The organism is Limnohabitans sp. JirII-31 (assembly GCF_002778315.1).
Taxonomy (GTDB): Bacteria; Pseudomonadota; Gammaproteobacteria; order Burkholderiales; family Burkholderiaceae_C; genus Limnohabitans.
On sequence record NZ_NESA01000018.1, the window covers coordinates 1 to 17,252 of the forward strand.

The following is a 17,252-nucleotide window of genomic DNA, read 5'->3' on the forward strand; positions in this document are numbered from 1 at the left end:
ATCTCGTCAAACGGGTTCATGCTCATCTTCACGTTCGCAATGTCCACGCCCGAGTTGTCCGACTTGACCCGGACTTTGACGTTGTAGTCCACCACGCGTTTGACAGCGACCAATGCTTTCATGGGAAAAACTCCACGGTTGAATTGAAAAAAAGAGATTGACGTTTACGTAAACGTCACATTGTAAGGTTCACAAGCGAGCATTTTAGAACGCTCGTGCTTTTTTACGATTTTCGTCGAAAAAACTATCAACGCTTTATCACCATTTCTTGAGGGGCCTGACCCAAAGCAATCTTGGCACCACGCAAGGCACTGAGCACCGCCAGGTTGACGCCAGAGCGCACCGGGGCTTGGCCGCTGGAGGGGTCATCCATCCAAAAGTTCAGGCTGAAATGCAGGCCCTGAGGCGTGACTTCCGTCAACAAAGCCGAAGGTCCGGGATCAGCCAACACGCGTGGCGCGCCCAACGCAGCTTGCACCAACAGGCCTTGCACCAGCACCGGATCGGCATCGAGCCCCACCCAAAAGTGACAGGTCAGCAGCATGCGGCTGTTTTCCAACGACAAGTTCTCCACCCGCTGGGTGATCAACAACTCGTTGGGCACCACCGACTCAATGCCGTTGTTGGCCCGCAGCAAGGTGTAGCGGGTTTTGATGTCCGACACACTGCCCTCAAACCCATCGACCCGCACATAGTCGCCAATGCGCAGCGAACGCTCCAGCAAAATAACAAAGCCACTCACGTAATTGGCCGCCAGCTTTTGCAAACCAAAGCCCAAGCCAACCCCCAACGCACCGCCCAGCACAGACAAAGCGGTGAGGTCGACCCCCAGCGTTGACAAGGTAAACAAAGCCCCCAACACCAACAACAAAGCGCGCATGGCATTGGCCAGCACACGGCGCATCGACAAATCCGTCACGGCCCGACGCAACACCCGATCTTCCAAAGCGGCAGAAATCCACAAGGTCACCACCAACACCAAGCTGGAAGTCATCACCACTTGCAGCACATGCAGCAAGGTGATGTGGGTTTTGCCCCAGGCAATCTGAACGCCATCCAGTTCGTCAAGCACCGGGGCCATCCAACCCGTGATCCACAACACAGCCAAGCCCCAGGCCATCCACGACACCACGCGCTCAATGGCGCGTGCGCCGTTGGAGTCGGGGAAAACCGAAGCCAAGACACGGGCAATCAGGCGAATGACCACCAAAGACACCAACACAGGCAAGGCCACCTTGAGCACCGGCACATGCTGGATTTTCAACAACCCCAACTTCAAGGCATAGGTCAACACCAAGCTCAAGGCCGGGAACAACACGCCATCCACCGTGCGGCGACCAAACCAAATGGAGGGCCCAGAAAAGCCACGCCCCAACATGTGGCTGATCCACCACGCCAGCCCCAGGCACAGCAACAAGCCGCCCAGCTCCAGCGCAATGGCAGGGCTTTGCAAATCCAGAAGCAGTTCTTGCAAGTCGTTCATGTCGGGGAGGTCACATCAAATGTCAGCCAAGACACGCAAGTGCGCTTCCACACTGCGGCCCAAGGCACTCAAGCTATAGCCTCCTTCGAGGCAAGACACGATGCGGCCTTTGGCATGGCGCAACGCGATTTGGCGAATCCGGTCGGTGATCCAAGCGTAGTCTTGTTCCACCAAGCCCATTTGGCCCATGTCATCTTCACGGTGGGCATCAAACCCTGCACTGATAAAAATCATCTCGGGCTTGAACGCTTCGAGCCGCGGCACCCAATAAATCTCGATCAACTCACGGATCTCCATGCCTTTGGTGTACGCTGGAACAGGCAAATTGAGCATATTCGAAGCCGGGTTGTCTGTGCCGGTGTGGGGATAAAACGGGTGCTGAAAAAAACTCACCATCAACACACGATCATCGCCAGACAAGATGTCTTCGGTGCCATTGCCATGGTGCACGTCAAAGTCCACCACCGCGACACGCTTCAAACCATGTCGCTCCAGCGCGTACTTAGCCGCCACGGCCACGTTGTTGAAAAAGCAAAAACCCATGGCCTGCTTGGACGTGGCATGGTGGCCTGGAGGACGCACCGCACAAAAAGCGTTTTCCAACTCGCCTGCAAGCACCGCATCGGTGGCTGCAATCGCGGCCCCAGCGGCATGCAAAGCGGCCTTCCAAGTGTGGGCATTGATGGCCGTGTCGGCATCCATGTGCGCGTAAGCTGGGCCACCCGCTTCCATATCCTCCACCAGTCGATCCGACATGCCACGCAAAGCGGCGATGTACATGCGGTCGTGCGCCAACTCGATATCGGCCAAAGGTGCTTCTGGCGCCTCCATCTGGGTGAGCCCAAAGTCCACGCCACTGATGAGCAATCGGTCTTGAATGGCACTCAGCCGTTCGGGACATTCGGGGTGCCCCGCTCCCATCTCATGCTGCCAACAAACGGGATGGGTGTAGTAACCAGTTTTACGCATCGTCTCTTGTCTCTGTCGTCTTTTGAAGGTCTCGATCCAGCTTAACATGCGAGCCTTGCTTTCGACCTACACATGCACCGCGTGCCACCCTCTTCCTCCTTGCCATTGATGTGGCGCAAACCCATGCGCTGCGCCTGGCTTCCACTGATGGCGTACTTGGCAATGACCTTGCTGTTGGGGTCCACCCACGCAGCGGTCAAGCACCACGCCCGCAAGCATGTGTCACAGAACTCGCGTGCCACCAGCGGAACACCCTTTGGCGCCACCCCTGATGTCCTGCAATTGGCCGACACCCTGGCACAGCGTCACCAGTTGCCGCGCGCCTGGGTGCGCCAGCAACTCGGCACGGCACAGTTTCTACGCGGCGTGCCCAAACTGGTGTTGCCGCCCCCCGTCAGCACACCCAAGAACTGGCGTGCTTACCGCGAGCGCTTCATCGAACCACGTCGCGTCAACGCAGGCGTGGCCTTTTGGCAAACCCACCGCAGCGCATTGGAAAAGGCCGAGGCCACCTACGGCGTGCCTGCCGAAATGGTGGTGGGCATCTTGGGCGTGGAAACTTTTTATGGTCAGCACATGGGCAACTACCGGGTGCTCGATGCCTTGACCACCCTGGCCTTGAACTTTCCGCCAGAGCACCCACGCGCTGCCGAGCGACAAGCGTTCTTTCAATCGGAGTTGGGGCACTTTCTGGTGCAAATGCGCCAGCAGCCTGCCGGTGCTGCGCCCATCAAAGGCAGCTTTGCCGGTGCCATGGGTTGGCCGCAGTTCATGCCGTCGAGCTGGGGGCAATTTGCAGTGGACTTTGATGGCGATGGCCGTATTGATTTGTTGAACAGCCCGGTAGATGCCATTGGCTCGGTGGCCAACTACTTCAAGGCCTTTGGCTGGCAAACCGGCATGCCCACCCACTACCCGGTGCGCTTTGATGAAGCGCGCTTAGACAAGCCCACGCTGTTGGCCCCCGACATCTTGCCCTCGTTCAGCGTGCGCAACTTTCAAGACAAAGGCGCGGTGCTGGACGACGTGGCCCAACAACACCCTGGCCCACTGGCCTTGGTTGAACTCTTCAACGGCGAAGACGCACCCAGCTATGTGGCAGGCACCGACAACTTTTACGTGGTGACGCGCTACAACTGGAGCAGCTACTACGCGCTGGCGGTGATTGAACTGGGTGCCGCCGTGAAAGCGGCACTACCCTGAGATGGCTCTGGGCGTTGGCGTCTGTTGCAACGAACAGACTTTGATCATGCGTCTATGCACATCGTGTGATCCAGTGATTACAAACCTACTTGGTACATGAACAAAGCCGTGGTGCTACCAGCGGATTGGAACGCCTCTTTGCGATACATAGCAGTCAAGCTGATGCGTTGATCTTTTGCAATAGCGTAGCTGGCGCCAACTGAAGCCACTGGACGTGTTTTGGCATAGTTGGCACTGAAGTCAGTCGCCGTCAAACCCGTTATGCCCGTCGCATTCAAGTTGCTGATGCTCGAATCAATGTTTTGCTCAACTCCAACACTGGCTGATACATGCAAATCGTCGCCATATTTCTTGCTCGTGCGCACACCAACCAAAGCGGTTGTGATGTTTTGTGTCAGATCGCTATAAGTCAATGGTGTTGTGACAGCATTGGTTTCTGTATAGCCAGAGCGATTGATTTTGGTTTTACGAACCCCAAAATAAGGGCTTGCAATCCAGCTGCTGTCAGATAATGGCATGGCATAGCTGACGACACCTGAGATTGCTTGCGAAGTCAATGAAGCAGTGCCTGTTCCAGCTTCTGATGTAGCGACAACATTACGAGTCTGCCTGATATTCTGGTTTGCGTAACTTGTAGACAAACGAACTTGATATCCCATCGCATCAGAATTTTCATTCCAAACCCCAAACACGCCATAGACGGGACTCTTCTCAAGCGTGATGCCAGTGGCATTAATTGTGGGCGCATTTTGGTCAATAAATGTACCTAAACGCAAGTTATCCTTAACCTTATATGCCGCAACTAGCAATGTACTCGTTTGCTCACCCGTGATATTGTTAGTTGTTGCATAGCGACCACCCGCACTTACACACAATTTATTTTCAGCAAATACTGTGCAGTCATAATTGAGACTGTTATTGATCGTGGCTGCCTGCATGTTATAGACACTACGCAGAGCAGCGGCTGATTGCAAGAGTGCGCTTTGTGTGTCGGGGCTATCCAATTTCAAATCTAAATATACGTTATTGGCGTCGTAGCTCAATGAGTACAAATAACTCGTATATCCAGCCAATGAGCTTGAATTAAATGAAGAGAAAGTGCCAGATACTCCGCTGTTAGCTGTTATCAATGTGTATCGGCCTAGCGCATAAGATCCAGAGCTGGCGGCTAAGGATAATCCACCGCCCAAGCTGGCCGACCCATCAATATTTATACGTTGATTATTAGTTGGTGAAAAACTCATCACCAATGTACCTGTTGAAGACTGCGAGTAATTCTTTAAACCGATGTTGCCTGTTTTTCCTGTCACGTCAAATGTGCCATTATTGGTCACACTGCTTGATGCGGCAATGCTGCCAGAACTGCTTAGGGCCAGTGTTGAGCCTTGATCCACAGTCGTAGGGCCTGTGTATGTATTTGCTGCCGTTAATAACAATGTACCGCCGCCTTGAACGACGACATCACCTGACTGAGCTCCGTCAGTGATTGAACTAGATATCGTTGTGGTAGTTCCAGAGGCGATATTAAATACGGGATCACCTGAGACAGTGATGGCGTTTGAAATCGTCGTATCTGCCGTAACTGAAAGTGTTGCAGGGACGGTAGAACTTCCCACAAGAGCTAGCGTGCCGGTTCCAAGTGCTGAAGCAGAGGCAATTTCTAATATTGCGCCAGCGTTGACTTCATAGCCCCCAGAGTTGGTATTAGTAGCAGACAAAACAATTTTCCCGCTGCCTGCTGTCCCGCTGTTGGTGATGATCATTTTTCCATGGTCGCTGCTACTATCATCTGAGATTCGTCCAGCTATGGTAGTTGAATTACCATTTTGATCTATTGTTCCATTAGAATTGGTAATAGTAAAATTAGTCGTGATAGTGCCGCCCGATGCTATTTGTAGCGTGCCACCAGTAAATCTTGGATTAACCTGTGAATTATTGATTTGTTGCACTGTATATTGAGCAGCTTGGGTATCAATATCAGGAACTGATGAGGTTGGCGCAGTTACTCCAGGAACAGATATTGACCCTCCTGCACCCAACGTAAACTGAGAAGTAAGAATTGAATTATTAATTGGCGCCCAGTTTGCAGATGGAGCACCAAGAGGCTGGTATGTAAACTGATATGTTCCAACCCCAAGACTCGAGAATTGCGCCCCCTGAAATACTGTTTGCGGTAGGCTCTGCGTCAACGCATAGTAGGACTGATCGAATCCTATCAACGTGGCATTTAGAGCACCGCTACCGCCCGTTGTCCCAAAATAATTGACTCCTGAAACCAAGCCATTAGGCAACGACTGGCTGACAAATGAAAAGGGTACCGTATTGGAAGCATAAGAGTTGCCGTTGATTCCAACGAGCGTCAGCGAACCTTCGTTAAACGTTGTGCCCGTATGGTAAGACCCGTACCAAATATTGACAGTATCAGTACCTTGTACGGTATACCCAATAGATGTCGTGTGAGCAAATGGGCCGGAAGCTAAAGAAAACGCCAACGAACCTAATAGAATTTTTGAAAACGTTGATTTCATTTTTCGAAGAAATAGTTGCAATCCAATCATAACTAATTTTCTCAATTCGAAAATTCAAATAAATAACATTAAAATATTAATAAAAAATTAAATTAGATTAAATATATTGAATATTATAAAAATTTATCCATTAGCATTTCGGTAAATATTATTAAATATCTCAGCGTATTTAAATTACCCCAACAAAAGTTGGCAGCTGTCACTGGCAAGCAAGTGTTGGTGCTGGAGAGGCACGCCACGCCTAGTGGACAGACCCGCGTGTTTCGGCGTGGCGATACTTCTTGGCAGCAGAAGGGCGTTGCACGTGTTCAGTGCATCGTATGGAGCTGCATGGCTCAATCGCAGCCTGAAACCGGTGCTTGTTGCAACGCCCACTGCACCTGCTCACGCACCACGTCACTGGGGTGCGTGAGGTGAACACCCAAGGCCTGGCGTAAGGGCTGCGAGTCCGACACACGCAAGGCATTGCCCGCCGCCAACGCCACATTGCGCAGCCAGCGCACGTGGCCAATGCGGCGAATGGCACTGCCTTCGGTGCGGCGTAAAAATTCAGTCTCAGACCACCCCAACCACTGGGCCAAGTCCGTGTCCACCCAGCCCTCGCGCACATCAAAGTCGGGCAAGTCGGCAGTTTGTGCAAACTTGTTCCAAGGACAAGCCAATTGGCAATCGTCACACCCATACACATGGTTGCCCATCAAAGGGCGCAAGGCCTCGGGGATGGGCCCCGCATGCTCGATGGTGAGGTACGAAATACAACGCCGTGCATCCACCACGCCGGGGGCCACGATGGCCTGCGTGGGGCAGACATCGATGCAGGCCGTGCACTGGCCGCAATGCGCGCTCACGGGCTCGCTGGTGGGCAGCGCAAGGTTGAGGTAGATCTCGCCCAAGAAGAACATCGAGCCCGCCTCGCGGTTGAGCACCAGCGTGTGTTTGCCGCGCCAGCCTTGGCCGCTGCGGGTCGCCAACTCGGCTTCAAGCACGGGGGCTGAGTCGGTGAAGGCGCGGTACTGCAAGGGCGCTTCACCAGCGGTGTGGGCGCGCAAGTGCGCATCAATTTGCTGGGCCAGTGTGTCGAGCCTCTGGCGCAGCACCTTGTGGTAGTCGCGCCCTCGCGCATAGACCGACACCACGCCTTGTTGCGGGGTGCGCAAGCGTTGCCACTCCAGGTCTTGCCAATCGGGCGGTGTGTCGCGCGGCAGGTAGTTCATGCGGGCGGTGAGCACGCTGAGGGTGCCAGGCACCAGCTCGGCGGGACGGGCGCGTTTCATGCCGTGGCGGGCCATATAGTCCATGTCGCCGTGGAAGTTGTGGGCCAACCAATCGCGCAAGCCGGGCTCAGCCGACGACAAATCCACAGGGGCCACTGCAATTTGGGAAAATCCCAGGGCCCGAGCCCAAATCTGCATCTGTGACAGCAACAATGTGTGGTGGTTCGACAACCGTAATTCCCTAGAACAATTTGTCCATTGTAAAAACCCTCTCCTGGCCCGACGAAGCGGCCACCGCTGCCTTTGCCCAGCAACTGGCGCACGCGCTGTGCCTGTCACCTGGCACACACGGGCCCAACGCCTGCCTGGCTTTGCACGGCGATTTGGGCGCAGGCAAAACCACCTTCGCGCGTCACCTGCTGCGCGCCTTGGGCGTGACAGGGCGCATCAAGAGCCCCACCTACGCCGTGGTCGAACCTTATGAGGTGACGGCGTTGGCGCAGCCCCTGCACATCTGGCACTTTGACTTCTACCGCTTCAGCGACCCGCGCGAGTGGGAAGACGCGGGCTTTCGCGACATCTTTGCCAGCCCCGGCCTGAAGCTGTGTGAATGGCCCGAACACGCCCAAGGCGTGATGCCTACGCCCGACCTGGACCTGCACATCCAAGTCGACACCGACACGCAACGTCAGGTCACCCTGCACGCCAACACCCCCTTGGGCGAATCGCTGCTGGCATGACACACCCACACGTTCACCACCAGCCCATGAAGCGGCGCACCTGGCTGCAAACCGGCGCCCTGTCGCTGCTGTTGGGGCAAGCCGACATCGCTTGGGGTGCCACCATTGTGGCCGTGCGGGTGTGGCCCGCTGCCGACTACACCCGCGTCACGATTGAGAGCGACACGGCGCTGAAAACCGTGCCCTTGTTTGTGGCTAATCCACCGCGCCTGGCGGTGGACATTGAAGGCATTGAACTCAACCCCGCCCTGCGCGAGTTGGTGGGCAAGGTGCGTTCGGACGACCCCTACATCACGGGTGTGCGCGTGGGCCAGTACACACCCACCACGGTGCGCTTGGTGCTGGACCTGCGCCAGATGGTGCAACCGCAGGTGTTCAACCTGACCCCGGTGGTTGCTGGCAATGCACGCTACCAACACCGCCTGGTGCTCGACCTCTACCCCACCCAAGTGGCCGACCCGCTGGAAGCGCTGATTGCTGAGCGCCTGGGCGCAAGTGCGGCCAGCACAGCGCCATCGATGACGGCCTTGCCTGCGCCCCCCTCTGCTTCGAAGCTGGGCAGCTCTGCCGACCCACTGGGTGATTTACTGGCCACCCAAAAACGCCAGCCCACTGCCCTGCCCCCTGCGCCAGCCGTGGTGCAGGCTGCGCCCATCACCTTTGCCGCCTCTGCGGCCCAAGCGCCCAGCACAGACGAGCGCTTCATCATCGTGGCACTCGACCCTGGCCACGGCGGTGAAGACCCGGGTGCCATTGGCCCGCGTGGCACCAAAGAAAAAGACGTGGTGTTGCAGATCGCACACCGCATGCGCGATCGCATCAATGCAGCGCAGATCAAAACCCGTCACGGCACCTTGCCCATGCGTGCCTTCCTGACCCGCGATGCAGATTTTTTTGTGCCCTTGCATGTGCGCGTCGACAAAGCGCGGCGGGTGCAAGCCGACTTGTTTGTCAGCCTGCACGCCGATGCTTTTTTCACCCCGGAGGCACGGGGTGCCAGCGTGTTTGCGCTCAGCCAGGGTGCGGCCTCCAGCGCCGCCGCGCGTTGGATGGCGACCCAAGAAAACCGTGCCGACTTGGTGGGGGGCTTGAACCTCAAGGTGCAAGACGCCACTGTGCAACGCGCCTTGTTGGACATGAGCACCACCGCCCAAATCAACGACAGCTTGAAGCTGGGCGGCGAGATGTTGGGGGAAATTCGGCGCATCGGCAAACTGCACAAACCCAAGGTCGAACAAGCCGGTTTTGCGGTCCTCAAAGCGCCTGATATCCCCAGCGTGTTGGTGGAAACGGCCTTCATCAGCAACCCCGACGAAGAAACCCGACTGATCAGCGACAGCTACCAAAACGAATTGGCCGATGCGCTGATGCGCAGCATCGAGCGCTATTTCTCGCGCAACCCGCCGCTCGCGCGCACGCGCAACACCTGAGCCCGCTCATGCCTCTTTCTATGCATCCCCCCAAGGCCTACCTCAACCACGCAGGTGCTTCGTTGATGCCCCCAGCTGTGCGCCAAGCCATGGTGGACCACCTCGCACGTGATTCGCTGCTGGGTGGCTACACCGCAGCAGCAGCCATGGCCCCCGAACTGGACGCTGTGTACACCGATTCGGCCCAGTTGATGGGATGCGACGCCGACGAGGTGGCGCTGACCACCGGCCACGCCAGTGGCTGGCGAGAGGTGGTGGGCAGCATGCACTTTGAAGCGGGCGACCGCATCTTGGTGGCGCGCAGCGAATGGGGCGGCAACTACGCGGCACTCACCCACATCGCGCAACGCACAGGGGCCCGCGTGGAGGTGATTCCGTGCACCGCCGACGGCACGCTGTGCTTGACGCAGTTGGCCCAGATGATGGATGCACGTGTGCGCTTGATCTCGCTGACCTGGCTGCCCGCCAACGGTGGCTTGATTCAACCCGCACAACAAGTCGGTGCCCTGGCACGTGCCGCTGGCGTGCCTTATGTGCTGGACGCTGCACAAGCGCTGGGACAGCTGCCCGTGGATGTGCGTGCGCTGGGCTGCGATGTGCTGACAGCACCCGGGCGCAAGTGGTTGCGCGGCCCACGTGGCACGGGCCTGCTGTATGTGCGGCGCGACTTCATGTCTCAGCTCAAGCCCCGCACCGTCGACCAGTACACGGCACCGTACCGCGACGGGGCCTACCACTTGCGCGCAGACGCCAAGCGGTTTGAAACCTCTGAGGCTTGCATGGCCGCACGCTTGGGGCTGGGGGTGGCCATTCGTCAAACCTTGGCGATGGGCGTGGAGACCATTCAAGCCAAAGTGCGTGAACGCGCCGAGTGCATGCGTCACGCCCTGTCTGCGATAGAGGGCGTGCAGTTGCAAGACCTGGGCACCGAACGCTCTCCCCTGGTGGCCTTCACCGTAAAAGGTATGCCCGCCAGCGTGGTGCGCGCCCACCTCATGACGCACGGCGTGGACGTGGCCGTGAATGGCTTGTCGTTCACGCCGCTGGACATGGCGGCACGTGGCCTGCATGACGTGGTTCGCGCCTCGGCCCACACCGACACCCGCGACGAAGAAATCGAAGCGCTGGTGACGGCCTTAACTCACCTGGCCACAAAGCCTTGACCCATGACCGAACACGACAGCACCCCCGCCCCCCAAGCCCGCAACCCGCTGCATGGCATGACGCTCGAAAAAATCTTGCTGGCGCTCGAAGCCCACTACGGCTGGGAAGGTTTGGGGGAGCGCATTGCGGTGCGCTGCTTCACGCACGACCCGAGCGTGGCGTCGAGTCTGAAGTTTTTACGTAAAACGCCTTGGGCGCGTGAGAAGGTAGAGGGCCTCTACCTGTTCATGCTGCGCGACGTGCGCCGCGCCCACAAGGACTGAAACCGATCACGCTTTGTTGCTGCGCGAGGCTTTCCAGGAACCGTAAATCGCCAGGGTGCTGGGAATCAAAATCAAGGCCCAAATGATTTGCCCCAGGTGAGCTTTGACCCATGAGAGGTTGCCAAACAAATAGCCAGTGGTAACGAGGCTGCCCACCCACAGTGCGCCGCCGAGCACGTCGAACAAGATGAACTTGCGTCGCGTCATTTGTGCCACACCTGCCACAAAGGGCGCAAAGGTGCGCACAAAGGGCATGAAGCGCGCAGCCACCAAGGTGATGCCGCCATAGCGTTCGTAAAACGCATGGGCTTGGTCAAAGGCGCGGCGGTTGAACAACTTGGAGTCCTCCCACCCAAACACCTTGGGTCCGAAGTAGCGACCAATCGTGTAATTGGTTTGGTTACCCGCCACCGCCGCGACAAACAACAAACCAACCGACAAGTTGTAGTCCATCATGCCAAGACCACACAAGGTGCCCACCACAAACAGCAAAGAGTCGCCTGGCAAAAACGGCATCACCACAATGCCCGTTTCGACAAAGACAATCAAAAACAACCACGCATAACCCCAAAGCCCGAAGGTTTCCATCAAGGCTTCAAGGTGGTGGTCGATGTGAAGAACCAGGTCGAGGAAGAAGGTGAGGGAGTTCATGTTTGGATTATTGCAGGCTCTAAAATCCGCCCGTGCATCCAACCCACCAACCTTCTCGCCCCATCCGCGAACTCCCCGATGAACTGATCAGCCAGATCGCTGCTGGCGAGGTGGTGGAGCGCCCCGCCTCGGTGGTACGCGAGTTGGTGGACAACGCGCTCGACGCGGGGGCCACGCAAATTACCGTGCGTCTGCTGGCCGGGGGCGTGCGCTTGATCAGTGTGGAAGACAACGGCGTGGGCATTCCAGCTGCCGAGTTACCCATTGCCCTCAAGCGCCACGCCACCAGCAAGATCGACAGCCTGCACGAGCTGGAGTCGGTGGGCACCATGGGCTTTCGCGGTGAGGCGCTGGCTGCCATTCACTCGGTGTCTGAACTCTCGGTGTTGTCGCGCACCGCCGAGCAAGACAGCGCCATGCTGCTCGACGGTCGCAGCGGCGAGTTGCAACCTGTGGCACGTGCCCAAGGCACCACGGTGGAAGTGAAAGAGCTGTTCTACAGCACGCCCGCACGGCGCAAATTTTTGAAGACCGACAACACCGAACTGGCGCATTGCGTGGAGGCTGTGCGCCGCCATGCGCTGACGCGCCCCGAAGTGGGCTTTGCCATTTGGCACGAAGGCAAGTTGGTGGAGCAGTGGCGCGCACAGCAAGGCGACGGCGCGCTGGAGCGCCGCTTGGCCGATGTGTTGGGCGAGGACTTTGTGCGTGACTCGGTGGCGGTGAATTACCAAAGCGGTCACTTCACCGTGGTGGGCCGCGCGGGCATTCCAGACGCCGCGCGGGCCCGCTCAGACCACCAATACGCCTACGTCAATGGCCGCTATGTGCGCGACAAGGTGATGAGCCACGCCGCACGCAGCGCCTACGAAGACGTGCTGCACGGCCAGCGCCAACCGGTCTACGCCCTGTACCTGGAGATAGACCCCACTCGGGTGGATGTGAACGTGCACCCCACCAAAATTGAGGTGCGTTTTCGCGATGGCCGCGAAGTGCACCAAGCGGTACGCCATGCGGTGGAGAACGCGCTGGCGATTCCCCGCGCCACCTTGATTGGCGACACCTCCCCCGAGTTGTTGGACGGCCCAGGCTCAGCGCCTGTGCTGAACCCCTCAGCACCTGTGCTGAACCCGTCCACACCTGTACTGCGCCCTTCCGCTCCCGCCTGGCCCAACGCCAACTGGCAGCAAGCCGCCATGCCCCTGAGCGGCAACCGGGTCAGCAACGTGGGTCAGCTGTGGCAACCCAGCGTGCGAACGCAACCCACGGCACAAGAAGAAACCCCCGGCAGCTTTGCCTATGACGCATCTGGCAACGCGGCCAGCACGACAACGGCCAACCCCAGCGAGCACCCAGAAGGCACGTGGCCGCTGGGCAAAGCCCTGGCCCAGTTGCACGGCGTGTACATCTTGGCCGAGAACACGCAAGGCCTGGTGCTGGTCGACATGCACGCTGCGCACGAACGCATCGTGTACGAACAACTCAAGCAACAGATGGACGTGCAGGCCATGGCCAGCCAACCGCTGTTGATTCCCGCCACCTTCAACGCCACCGCGCAAGAGGTGGCCACCGCCGAGGCCTGTGCCGAAGCGCTGCTGGAGCTGGGGCTGGAAATTTCTGCCTTGTCCGCCAAAACCTTGGCCGTGCGTGCGGTGCCCAGCAGCTTGGCGCAAGGCGATGCGGTGGCACTGGCGCGCAGTGTGTTGGCCGAGTTGTCACAACACGACGCCAGCACGGTGGTGCAACGCGCGCGCAACGAACTGTTGGCCACCATGGCCTGCCACGGGGCGGTGCGCGCCAACCGGCGTTTGACGCTGGACGAGATGAATGGCCTGTTGCGCCAAATGGAAGTGACCGAACGTTCCGACCAATGCAACCACGGACGCCCCACCTGGCGGCAACTGAGCATGCGTGAACTTGACGCCCTGTTTTTGCGCGGACGTTGATGCCCAGCCCTGAATTCAACGTGGATGCCTTGGCCTTGGTGGGCCCTACTGCCAGCGGCAAAACAGCGGCAGCACTGGCCATCGCAGAGCGTTGGCCAGTCGAGATCATCAGCATGGATTCGGCTTTGGTTTATCGTGGCATGGACATTGGCACCGCCAAGCCCAGCGCCGCCGAGCTGGCCCAGGTGCCACACCACCTGATCGACATCCGCGAGCCCACGCAGGCCTACAGCGCGGCTGAATTTGCTCGTGATGCCAAGGCCTTGATGGCCGACATACGCAGCCGTGGTCGCCTGCCTCTGGTGGTGGGCGGCACCCTGCTCTACCTCAAAGCCCTGCGCGAAGGTCTGGACGACTTGCCCACGGCGCAACCCGCGCTGCGTGCCGAGATCGACGCACAGGCCGCGCGCGAAGGTTGGCCCGCGCTGCACGCAGAGTTGGCACGGGTGGACCCCATCACCGCCCAGCGCCTGCCGCCCCACGATGCGCAGCGCATTTCGCGCGCGCTCGAAGTGTGGCGGGTCAGCGGCAAGCCTCTGTCGCAGTGGTTCGCCGAAGCGGATGCACAACGCAGCACGCCCAAGGCGCTGAACATGCCGGTGCTGTCGCTCGAACCCCACGACCGAGCCTGGTTGCATGCACGCATTGGCCAACGCTTTGACGCCATGCTGGCCGCCGGCTTTGTGGAAGAAGTGCGCGCCTTGCGCCAACGCCCTGAGTTGAATGCCGACTTGCCCAGCATGCGCTGTGTGGGGTACCGCCAAGCGTGGGAGTTGCTTGATGAGGCCGAGTTGCGCGGCATGGCGTTTGAGCGCTTGTTGCCGGTGTTGCATGAACTCGGCAGCGCCGCCACGCGGCAGTTGGCCAAACGTCAGTTGACCTGGCTGCGCAGCATGGACGATCGGGTGGTGGTGGCCTGTGACGCAGCCGACGCGCTGCAACAGACGGTGCGCGCGGCGCAAGGGTTTATTGCAGCGGACCTTTGAGCGCGTCGGGCATGGGCAAGGGCACGACCTGAATGCCTTCGTCCAGCAAGGCCTCTGTTTCTTCTGGCGTGGCGTGCCCGCGAATGTTGCGTGGCTCGCTCTCACCGTAGTGCATCTTGCGGGCTTCTTCTGAGAATTGAGTGCCCACGTCTTCGGTGTTGGCCACCACATGGCGCACCATCTGCATCCAGGCCGCTTGCAGTTGCGCGGGTGCCAGGCTGGCCACCTCTTGGGGGCTGACGGTGGCGGGAACAGAAGATGGTGCGGGGGGCACGCCAGCGTGCTGTTCGTGTTCGGTCGTGTCTGCGTTGGCGCTTGGGGTGCTGCGCGGCTCAGGCTCGCCGCGTGCGCTGCTCAAGTTCAAGCGAGGGGCGCTGAGCATTTTGGTGATGCTGGCGTCGCCGCACATCGGGCATGTCACCAAACCAAGTGCAAGCTGGCTTTGGAAGTCGTCTTCCGAAGCGAACCAGCCTTCAAAGCTGTGTTGGTGGGCGCAGTGCAAGTCGAGAACTTTCATGCCTCGATTATCCCGCAGGCCAAGGTTCAGGGTGCAGGCTGCCAGCGCAAAGGCCATGCACCGCTGAGGTGGTTTTGCAGCCACAGCAAACCGGTCAAGGTTTTGGCGTCGGTCAATTGCCCGTCACGTGACCAGGCCAGCAACTCGTCCACACTGGCGCTGAACACATCCAAGAATTCGCCTTGGTCCAGCTGACGCTCACCCAGACGCAAGCCACGGGCAAACCAGATGTCGATGAACTCGGTGGAGTAGCTGATCACCGGGTGCAGCACGCCCGCATGGGCCCACTCGGTGGCGCGGTAGCCGGTTTCTTCCAGCAGCTCACGCTGGGCACAGGCCAAGCGGTCTTCGCCCGGGTCGAGCTTGCCTGCCGGAAACTCAATCATCACCTGCTGCATGGGGTAGCGGTATTGGCGCTCCATGACCAAGCGACCATCGTCCAACAAGGCAATGACCATCACCGCGCCGGGATGAATCACGTACTCGCGGGTGGTGATGTCGCCATTGGGCAAACGCACTTGGTCACGAAACGCGTGCAGAAAGTGGCCTTTGAACACCTCGGCTTGGTGCAAGGTCTGCTCAACCAAATGTTGGTCTTGCGCGGCGATGGGCGCGGCATGGCTGAAGGCTTGGTGCACGGGCGTCATTCCTTCAGGCCCACAGGGCTGAATCAAGTGCCCAGGGTCGAAACGATGGCACGTGCGCACAGCGCCATCAGGCCACCGGGCAACAGGCCCAAGATCAACACCAAAGCGCCGTTGATGGTCAACACCACGCGCACATCGATACCAGCCGACACGGTGCTGGCGGTGATGGGGGCATCGAAGTACATGACTTTGACCACGCGCAGGTAGTAGAAGGCACCGATGAGCGACATCATCACCGCGAACACAGCCAGCACCAGGGCACTGGTTTGGCCTGACGCGATCAAGGCTTGCAGCACCGACAGCTTGGCATAAAAGCCCACCAACGGTGGCACGCCTGCCAGCGAGAACAAGCACACGGCCATGACACCTGCGTACAGCGGGCTGCGTTGGTTCAAGCCTGCCAGATCGGATATTTCTTCGCTTTCAAAGCCTTCGCGCGCCAACAGCAAGATGATGCCGAAGGTGGCCAAGGTGGTGAGCACATAGGTGATCACGTAGAACATGGCCGAGCTGTAGGCGTTGGCCGCCGCGACGGTGTTGCCGTTGACCACGCCAGAGAGCAGACCGATCAACACAAAACCCATTTGCGAAATAGTGGAGAAAGCCAACATGCGCTTGAGGTTGGTCTGTGCAATGGCGGCCAGGTTACCCACCAGCAAGGAGCCGATGGAGAGCACCATCAACATTTGCTGCCAGTCAATCGCCAAAGGCAGCAAGCCTTCCACCAACAAGCGGATGGTCATGGCAAAAGCAGCCAACTTGGGCGCACCACCAATCATCAAGGTCACCACGGTGGGGGCACCTTGGTACACGTCGGGAATCCACATGTGGAAAGGCACCACGCCCAGTTTAAACGCCAGGCCACACACCACAAACACCAAGCCCAACACCAACACTTGGTGCTTGATTTGGCCCGAGGCCACCGCCTTGAACACGGTGCTGATGTCGAGCGAACCGGTGGCACCGTACAGCATGGACAAGCCGTAGAGCAAGAAGCCACTGGCCAGAGCGCCCAGCACAAAGTACTTCATGGCGGCTTCGCTGGCGGTGGCGTTGTCGCGACGCAAAGCCACCAAGGCGTAGCTGGAGAGCGTGAGCAATTCGAGGCCGAGGTACAGCACGAGGAAGTTGTTGCCCGAGATCATGACAAACATGCCCAGCAACGCAAACAAACCCAAGGTGAATATTTCGCCACCACGCAACATGTCACGGTCTGCCGCATAAGGGCGGCCATAGACCAGGGTGACCATCACGGCCAGCGAGGCAAAGCACTTGAGCCAGTTGCCCATGGGGTCAGACACCACCATGTTGCCAAAGCTGTACACGGTGCTGCCTGAACCTGCGGCGTTGGCCTCCAACCAAGCCACCACGCCGAGGGTGATGAGCGACAAGGCATAGGTGGTGGTACGACGTGGGCTCTTGACGAACAGGTCGATCATGGCAATGACGATCGCCATGACAGCCAGCAAGATTTCAGGATAAACCGCAGCGATGCTCAGTTTTTCAAACAT

The 17,252-nt window shown here is 58.5% G+C and carries 15 protein-coding genes and 1 pseudogene; 7 read left to right on the forward strand and 9 right to left on the reverse strand.

The window, feature by feature from the left end; genetic code table 11:
* The 3 genes and pseudogenes from B9Z41_RS16040 to B9Z41_RS16050 all read right to left on the reverse strand — a co-directional run.
* A pseudogene (locus B9Z41_RS16040) lies at positions 1 to 122 on the reverse strand (electron transfer flavoprotein subunit beta/FixA family protein); the annotation flags it as partial.
* Positions 123 to 247: 125 nt separating this feature from the next.
* A complete protein-coding gene (locus B9Z41_RS16045) occupies positions 248 to 1,483 on the reverse strand; it encodes a mechanosensitive ion channel family protein (protein WP_100148096.1) in 1,236 nt (411 codons plus the stop codon).
* A 15-nt stretch (positions 1,484 to 1,498) separates the two neighbouring features.
* Positions 1,499 to 2,452 carry a histone deacetylase family protein gene (locus B9Z41_RS16050; RefSeq protein WP_100148097.1) on the reverse strand — a complete coding sequence of 318 codons (954 nt, stop codon included), beginning with the start codon at positions 2,450 to 2,452 and terminating at the stop codon, positions 1,499 to 1,501.
* A 147-nt stretch (positions 2,453 to 2,599) separates the two neighbouring features.
* Here B9Z41_RS16050 and mltB point away from each other — a divergent pair, with 147 nt between their 5' ends.
* Positions 2,600 to 3,655, forward strand: a complete 1,056-nt coding sequence (mltB, locus tag B9Z41_RS16055) for a lytic murein transglycosylase B (protein ID WP_100148139.1) — start codon at positions 2,600 to 2,602, stop codon at positions 3,653 to 3,655.
* Between the two features lie 77 nt (positions 3,656 to 3,732).
* On the opposite strand, the gene B9Z41_RS16060 is transcribed toward mltB, so the two are convergent.
* Together B9Z41_RS16060 and queG are read right to left on the reverse strand one after the other, a co-directional pair.
* Complete coding sequence (locus B9Z41_RS16060) at positions 3,733 to 6,213, reverse strand: autotransporter-associated beta strand repeat-containing protein (RefSeq protein WP_100148098.1); 2,481 nt, start codon at positions 6,211 to 6,213, stop codon at positions 3,733 to 3,735.
* Positions 6,214 to 6,518: 305 nt separating this feature from the next.
* Positions 6,519 to 7,595, reverse strand: coding sequence for a tRNA epoxyqueuosine(34) reductase QueG (gene queG, locus B9Z41_RS16065; protein ID WP_100148140.1), 1,077 nt, complete (start codon positions 7,593 to 7,595; stop codon positions 6,519 to 6,521).
* 53 nt (positions 7,596 to 7,648) lie between these two features.
* Between queG and tsaE the strand changes: the two genes are divergently transcribed.
* The 4 genes from tsaE to B9Z41_RS16085 are packed head-to-tail and all read left to right on the forward strand — an operon-like array spanning position 7,649 to position 10,994.
* Positions 7,649 to 8,137 (forward strand): tRNA (adenosine(37)-N6)-threonylcarbamoyltransferase complex ATPase subunit type 1 TsaE, encoded by a 489-nt coding sequence (tsaE, locus tag B9Z41_RS16070; protein WP_100148099.1) that lies wholly within the window; start codon positions 7,649 to 7,651, stop codon positions 8,135 to 8,137.
* On the forward strand, positions 8,134 to 9,567 hold the full coding sequence (locus tag B9Z41_RS16075; RefSeq protein ID WP_233202752.1) for an N-acetylmuramoyl-L-alanine amidase: 1,434 nt from the start codon (positions 8,134 to 8,136) through the stop codon (positions 9,565 to 9,567). The genes tsaE and B9Z41_RS16075 overlap by 4 nt, the downstream gene beginning before the upstream one ends.
* A gap of 8 nt (positions 9,568 to 9,575) precedes the next feature.
* Positions 9,576 to 10,730, forward strand: coding sequence for an aminotransferase class V-fold PLP-dependent enzyme (locus B9Z41_RS16080; protein WP_100148101.1), 1,155 nt, complete (start codon positions 9,576 to 9,578; stop codon positions 10,728 to 10,730).
* Between the two features lie 3 nt (positions 10,731 to 10,733).
* A complete protein-coding gene (locus B9Z41_RS16085) occupies positions 10,734 to 10,994 on the forward strand; it encodes a VF530 family DNA-binding protein (protein ID WP_100148102.1) in 261 nt (86 codons plus the stop codon).
* A gap of 6 nt (positions 10,995 to 11,000) precedes the next feature.
* On the opposite strand, the gene B9Z41_RS16090 is transcribed toward B9Z41_RS16085, so the two are convergent.
* The gene (locus B9Z41_RS16090; RefSeq protein WP_100148103.1) at positions 11,001 to 11,645 is read right to left on the reverse strand and encodes a VTT domain-containing protein; all 645 of its coding nucleotides are present in this window, start codon (positions 11,643 to 11,645) and stop codon (positions 11,001 to 11,003) included.
* A 32-nt stretch (positions 11,646 to 11,677) separates the two neighbouring features.
* Between B9Z41_RS16090 and mutL the strand changes: the two genes are divergently transcribed.
* Entirely contained in the window at positions 11,678 to 13,591 is a 1,914-nt protein-coding gene (mutL, locus tag B9Z41_RS16095) for a DNA mismatch repair endonuclease MutL (RefSeq protein ID WP_100148104.1), read from the forward strand.
* Entirely contained in the window at positions 13,591 to 14,577 is a 987-nt protein-coding gene (gene miaA / locus B9Z41_RS16100; RefSeq protein ID WP_100148105.1) for a tRNA (adenosine(37)-N6)-dimethylallyltransferase MiaA, read from the forward strand. Before mutL ends, miaA begins: the two co-directional genes overlap by 1 nt.
* On the opposite strand, the gene B9Z41_RS16105 is transcribed toward miaA, so the two are convergent.
* Genes B9Z41_RS16105 through nuoN form a run of 3 tightly spaced genes read right to left on the reverse strand, consistent with a single transcriptional unit; the run spans position 14,558 to position 17,252 of the window.
* Complete coding sequence (locus B9Z41_RS16105; protein WP_100148141.1) at positions 14,558 to 15,094, reverse strand: DUF1178 family protein; 537 nt, start codon at positions 15,092 to 15,094, stop codon at positions 14,558 to 14,560. The genes miaA and B9Z41_RS16105 overlap by 20 nt on opposite strands.
* A gap of 26 nt (positions 15,095 to 15,120) precedes the next feature.
* Positions 15,121 to 15,732 (reverse strand): NUDIX domain-containing protein, encoded by a 612-nt coding sequence (locus tag B9Z41_RS16110; protein WP_233202753.1) that lies wholly within the window; start codon positions 15,730 to 15,732, stop codon positions 15,121 to 15,123.
* A gap of 32 nt (positions 15,733 to 15,764) precedes the next feature.
* A complete protein-coding gene (gene nuoN, locus B9Z41_RS16115) occupies positions 15,765 to 17,252 on the reverse strand; it encodes an NADH-quinone oxidoreductase subunit NuoN (protein ID WP_100148107.1) in 1,488 nt (495 codons plus the stop codon).

Coding starts and splice junctions, on each gene's coding strand:
- B9Z41_RS16050 (WP_100148097.1), bottom strand. CDS start 2,452: ATGCGTAAAACTGGTTACTACACCCATCCCGTTTGTTGGCAGCATGAG.
- miaA (WP_100148105.1), top strand. CDS start 13,591: ATGCCCAGCCCTGAATTCAACGTGGATGCCTTGGCCTTGGTGGGCCCT.
- B9Z41_RS16045 (WP_100148096.1), bottom strand. CDS start 1,483: ATGAACGACTTGCAAGAACTGCTTCTGGATTTGCAAAGCCCTGCCATT.
- B9Z41_RS16060 (WP_100148098.1), bottom strand. CDS start 6,213: ATGATTGGATTGCAACTATTTCTTCGAAAAATGAAATCAACGTTTTCA.
- nuoN (WP_100148107.1), bottom strand. CDS start 17,252: ATGTTTGAAAAACTGAGCATCGCTGCGGTTTATCCTGAAATCTTGCTG.
- B9Z41_RS16085 (WP_100148102.1), top strand. CDS start 10,734: ATGACCGAACACGACAGCACCCCCGCCCCCCAAGCCCGCAACCCGCTG.
- B9Z41_RS16075 (WP_233202752.1), top strand. CDS start 8,134: ATGACACACCCACACGTTCACCACCAGCCCATGAAGCGGCGCACCTGG.
- B9Z41_RS16105 (WP_100148141.1), bottom strand. CDS start 15,094: ATGAAAGTTCTCGACTTGCACTGCGCCCACCAACACAGCTTTGAAGGC.
- B9Z41_RS16090 (WP_100148103.1), bottom strand. CDS start 11,645: ATGAACTCCCTCACCTTCTTCCTCGACCTGGTTCTTCACATCGACCAC.
- queG (WP_100148140.1), bottom strand. CDS start 7,595: ATGCAGATTTGGGCTCGGGCCCTGGGATTTTCCCAAATTGCAGTGGCC.
- B9Z41_RS16080 (WP_100148101.1), top strand. CDS start 9,576: ATGCCTCTTTCTATGCATCCCCCCAAGGCCTACCTCAACCACGCAGGT.
- mltB (WP_100148139.1), top strand. CDS start 2,600: ATGGCGTACTTGGCAATGACCTTGCTGTTGGGGTCCACCCACGCAGCG.